The organism is Agromyces binzhouensis (assembly GCF_004135055.1).
GTDB lineage: Bacteria > Actinomycetota > Actinomycetes > Actinomycetales > Microbacteriaceae > Agromyces > Agromyces binzhouensis.
On record NZ_SDPL01000244.1, the window covers coordinates 1 to 4618 of the forward strand.

Annotated in this window: 4 protein-coding genes; 1 reads left to right on the forward strand and 3 read right to left on the reverse strand. The window is 73.5% G+C overall.

The features are described from left to right. Positions 1-53 precede the first annotated feature (53 nt). Both ESO86_RS11725 and ESO86_RS11730 read right to left on the reverse strand, forming a co-directional pair. Positions 54-1772, reverse strand: coding sequence for a phospho-sugar mutase (locus tag ESO86_RS11725; RefSeq protein ID WP_129235198.1), 1719 nt, complete (start codon positions 1770-1772; stop codon positions 54-56). A gap of 77 nt (positions 1773-1849) precedes the next feature. After that, the gene (locus ESO86_RS11730; RefSeq protein WP_129235199.1) at positions 1850-2677 is read right to left on the reverse strand and encodes a purine-nucleoside phosphorylase; all 828 of its coding nucleotides are present in this window, start codon (positions 2675-2677) and stop codon (positions 1850-1852) included. 126 nt (positions 2678-2803) lie between these two features. Between ESO86_RS11730 and ESO86_RS11735 the strand changes: the two genes are divergently transcribed. Continuing rightward, a complete protein-coding gene (locus ESO86_RS11735; protein ID WP_129235200.1) occupies positions 2804-4234 on the forward strand; it encodes an NAD(P)H-quinone dehydrogenase in 1431 nt (476 codons plus the stop codon). An 87-nt stretch (positions 4235-4321) separates the two neighbouring features. On the opposite strand, the gene ESO86_RS11740 is transcribed toward ESO86_RS11735, so the two are convergent. Next, on the reverse strand, positions 4322-4618 hold a 297-nt coding region (locus tag ESO86_RS11740), incomplete at its 5' end, for an acyl-CoA carboxylase biotin carboxyl carrier protein subunit (RefSeq protein ID WP_340638852.1).

The following is a 4618-nucleotide window of genomic DNA, read 5'->3' on the forward strand; positions in this document are numbered from 1 at the left end:
GGCTCGGTCTCGCGGAGGCGGCTCGGACCCGCCGAGGCCGCGCCGCGCGCGCGTCAGGCGACGAGCGCGCGCATCCCGGCCTCCAGGCGGGCCACGGCATCGGAGGCCGCGACACGACGTTCCTCGAGCGAGCCCTCGGTCGCCGCCGCGTCGATGTACACCTTGAGCTTCGGCTCGGTGCCGCTCGGACGCACCATCACGCGAGCGCCGCCCTCGAACACGAGGCGGAGCACGTCCGCCGGCGGGTACCCGTCGATTCCGGCGGCGAGGTCGTCGATCCGATCGACTCGGATGCCGCCCACCTCGGTCGGCGGCTCGGCGCGCAGCCGGGCCATCACGTCGGCGATGCGCGACAGGTCGGTCACGCGGATCGACACCTGGGTCGAGTCGAAGCGCCCGAACCGCAGTGCGAACTCGTCGAGGTGGTCGGCGATCGTCCGCCCCTCGGCGGCGAGTCGCGCGGCGAGGGAGAGGAACGCGATCGCGGCCGAGATGCCGTCCTTGTCCCGGACGGTGCGGGGGTTCACGAGGTAGCCGAGGGCCTCCTCGAACCCGAAGACCAGCCCGGGTGCGCGCGAGATCCACTTGAACCCGGTGAGCGTCGCCCGGAAGTCGAGCCCGTGGGCGCGTGCCACCGCCTCGAGCCCGGGGGACGAGACGATCGAGCACGCGAGCGTGCCCGGGGAGCCCGAGGCATCCGCCCCACCCGCCGCCGCCTGCGATCCGGCGACCTGCTCGGCGACCTGCCAGCCGAGCAGGAGCCCGACCTCGTTGCCGGTCAGGCGGCGGTAGCCCTCGGGCTCGGCGTCGTCGGGGATCGCGACGGCGAGCCGGTCGGCGTCGGGGTCGTTCGCGATGACGAGGTCGGCGCCGGCCTCGCGCGCCGCCGCGAACGACAGGTCCATCGCGCCCGGTTCCTCGGGGTTCGGGAAGGCGACGGTCGGGAAGCGGCCGTCGGGCTCGATCTGCTCGGCGACGAGATCCGGTGCCTCGAAGCCCGCGGCCTCGAGGACGCGACGCATCGTCTCCCATCCGACTCCGTGCATGGCCGTGTAGACGACGCGGGGCTGTGCGGCCGGAGCCGTCGCGATGGCCGCCGTCGCGGCGACGTACGCGTCGACGACGGACTCGCCGGCGGTCTCGAACGCGCCGCGCGGGAGCTCGGTGACCGGGGTCGTCGCGGCGACCCGATCGATCTGGCCGGCGATCTCGGCATCCGCCGGGGCCACGATCTGCGACCCCTCGTCGGCGCCGCCGAGGTAGACCTTCATGCCGTTGTCGTTCGGCGGGTTGTGCGAGGCCGTGATCATGACGCCCGCACTCGTGTCGAGGTGCCGCACGGCGAAGGCCAGCACGGGCGTGGGCAGGAGCCTGGGGAGGAGGATGGCGCGCACGCCCGCGCCCGCCATCACCTCGGCGACATCGCGCGCGAACGCCTCGGAGTTCCGGCGCCCGTCGTAGCCGACCACCACGCTCGGGGGCGCGGCATCCGTCGCCTGCTCGAGCAGGAACCCGGCGAGGCCGGCTGCTCCCTGCGAGACGAGCACCCGGTTCATGCGGTTCGGGCCGGCGGCGATCTCGCCCCGCAGGCCGGCGGTGCCGAAGGCGAGCCGCGAGTCGAAGCGGTCGGCGAGGTCGGCGGATGCCTCGGCATCCCCGTCGCGCACGCGCGCCACGATCGCGGCGAGCTCCTCGCGCGTCTCGGCGTCGGGGTCCTGGGCGATCCACGCCTCGGCGCGGGCGATGCGGTCGGCGTCGGTGAGGTGCGGCATCCGTTGCCTTCTCTCTCGAATGCGGCGGGCGGCGGCCCGCCGCGCGTGGCGTTCCGGGTGGTCGTGTGGGTCGCGGCCTAGATCGCCGCGACGACCTTCGCGAGCAGGTCGGAGATCTTCGTCTCGGCCGTGCGGCCGGCCTCGATGACCTCCTCGTGGCTGAGCGGCGTGGTCTGGATGCCCGCCGCCAGGTTGGTGATGAGCGACATGCCGAGGACCTCCATGCCGGCCTGGCGCGCCGCGATGGCCTCGAGCGCCGTCGACATCCCGACGATGTGCCCGCCGATGGCCTTGGCCATCTGCACCTCGGCCGGCGTCTCGTAGTGGGGGCCGCGGAACTGCACGTACACGCCCTCGTCGAGCGACGGGTCGATGCCCTTCGCGATGCCGCGCAGGCGCGCGGAGTACAGGTCGGTGAGGTCGACGAACGTCGCGCCTTCGAGCGGCGAGTCGGCCGTGAGGTTGATGTGGTCGCTGATCAGCACGGGGCTGCCCGGGGTCCAGTGCTCCTTGATGCCGCCGGCGCCGTTGGTGAGGATCATCGTCGTCGCGCCCGTGGCCGCGGCGGTGCGGACCGAGTGGACGACCCGACGCACGCCGTGGCCCTCGTAGTAGTGGGTGCGCGCGCCGATCACGAGCGCTCGCCGGCCGTCGGGCAGCGCGACCGAGCGGAGCGTCCCGACGTGGCCCTCGAGGGCGGGCTTCGAGAACCCCGGGACCTCGTCCGCGGCGATCGTGTGCGTGGTCTCGCCGATGAGCTCGGCGGCGGCGCCCCAACCCGAGCCGAGCGTGAGCGCGACGTCGTGGCGCTCGACACCCGTGAGCTCCGCGATGCGAGCGGCCGCGTCGCGTGCGACGGCGAACGGATCGGCGGCGGGGTCGTCGAGGGGATTCTGCTGCTGCATCCCCTCATCGTACGCAAGGGGCGGATGCCGCGGCACGGCGTGCGCGCGCCCGTGCTCGTCTGCGCGCGCCATCCGCTCGCCCGCCCGCGTTCGCGCGCGCGCCTGCGCGTGCGTGAGAATGGGGGGATGCACACCACCTTCGAGCGCACCCAGAGGATCGCCGTACTCGGGGGTGGGCCGGGCGGGTACGAGGCCGCCCTCGCCGCCGCGCAGCTCGGGGCGGAGGTCACGCTCGTCGAGCGCGCCGGCGTCGGCGGCTCGGCCGTGCTCACCGACGTGGTCCCGTCGAAGTCGCTCATCGCCACCGCGGAGGCCTCGAACGCCGTCAAGGAGGCCGCCGACCTCGGCGTGCAGTTCTTCGCCCGCGGCGGCGACGCGAAGGCGGTGAAGCCGGACGTCGCGATCAACCTCCAGGCCGTCAACAAGCGGCTCCTCGGCCTCGCTGCGCAGCAGTCGGAGGACATGCGCACGAACCTGATCGACGCGGGCGTGCGGCTCGTGCAGGGCGAGGGCCGGCTCGACGGACCGAACGCCCTCATCGTCGCGACCGCGAAGGGCGGCACCGACTTCGACCGCATCGACGCCGACACGCTCGTCATCTCCACCGGCGCCACGCCGCGCGTGCTGCCCTCGGCCGTGCCCGACGGCGAGCGCATCCTGACGTGGACGGAGCTCTACGCCCTGAAGCAGGTGCCCGAGCACCTCATCGTCGTCGGCTCCGGCGTCACCGGGGCCGAGTTCGCGTCGGCCTACCGTGCGCTCGGCGCGAAGGTCACGCTCATCTCCAGCCGCGAGCACGTGCTCCCCGGCGAGGACGCCGACGCGGCCGCCGTCATCGAGAAGGTGTTCAAGCGCAACGGCATGAAGGTCCTCTCGAAGTCGCGCGCCGACTCGGTCGTGGTCGACGGTGACGGCGTGCTCGCGACGCTCTCCGACGGCCGCGAGGTGCGCGGCTCGCACTGCCTCATGGCGGTCGGCTCGGTCCCGAACACGGCCGACCTGGGCCTCGAGGAGGCCGGCGTGCAGCTGGCCGAGTCGGGTCACATCCGCGTCAACCGCGTCGCGCGCACGTCGATGCCGAACATCTACGCCGCGGGCGACTGCACGACGTTCCTGCCGCTGGCGTCCGTCGCCTCGATGCAGGGTCGCACGGCCGTGTTCCACGCGATGGGCGACATCGTGAACCCGCCGGAGAACCGCAACATCACCTCGAACATCTTCACCCAGCCCGAGATCGCGACCGTCGGCTGGACCGAGAAGGAGATCGACGAGGGCGTCGTGCCGGGCATCGTCTACAAGCTCCCGCTCGCGTCGAACCCGCGCGCCAAGATGATGGGCATCCGCGACGGGTTCGTGAAGCTGTTCGCCTCGGCGGGCTCGGGCGCCATCATCGGCGGCGTCATCGTCGCGCCCAAGGCGTCCGAGTTGATCTTCCCGCTCGCGCTGGCCGTCGAGCACCGGCTCACCGTCGACCAGTTCGCCGAGGCGTTCCCGGTCTACCCGTCGCTCACGGGCTCGCTGACCGACGCCGCGCGCGCGCTGCACGTCGTGCGCTGACCCGCCGGCCGCGGTCCGAGCGATTCCCGGGCCGAGGCGCCGGGTCGTGCGGCGGCGCGCCGGAGCGATGCTCCCGGGACCGCTCGACTACGCGTCGGCGATCGAGAGGAGCAGGTGCCCGCTCGATACGGTCGCGCCGGGCTCGGCGTTCACGAGGCCCACGACCCCGTCCTTGTGGGCGACGATGGGCTGCTCCATCTTCATGGCCTCGAGCACGAGCACGAGGTCGCCCTTGACGACCTTGTCGCCCGCGGCGACGGCGACCTTGACGACGGTGGCCTGCATCGGCGCCGTCACGGCGTCGCCGGTGGAGGTGTCGACGGCGTGGTGCGCGGCGCGGCGGCGCGGTGCGGGACCGCGCGAGCCGTTCGTCGACGGCGCGCC